General features: G+C 34.5%; 1 protein-coding gene. It reads left to right on the plus strand.

Features of this window, described 5'->3' with window-relative positions:
• On the plus strand, positions 1-293 hold a 293-nt coding region (locus tag GQA99_RS20735), incomplete at both ends, for a hypothetical protein (RefSeq protein ID WP_206194610.1).

A 293-nucleotide genomic window follows, 5' to 3' on the forward strand; every position in this document is an offset into this window, starting at 1 on the left:
GAAACGATTGTGGCAATATCGTGCAATGATGTAGGAACATTTAAAAAGATTGTGAAAACATCTGCAAAGATTGTAGGAACAATTTTTCTGTATGTGGCAATATCGTGCAATGATGTAGGAACAGTTAAAAAGATTGTGAAAACATCTGCAAAGATTGTGGGAACAATTGAAACGATTGTGGCAATATCGTGCAATGATGTAGGAACATTTAAAAAGATTGTGAAAACATCTGCAAAGATTGTAGGAACAATTTTTCTGTATGTGGCAATATCGTGCAATGATGTAGGAACAGT

Source organism: Shewanella litoralis, from assembly GCF_009828585.1.
Lineage (GTDB): Bacteria > Pseudomonadota > Gammaproteobacteria > Enterobacterales > Shewanellaceae > Shewanella > Shewanella litoralis.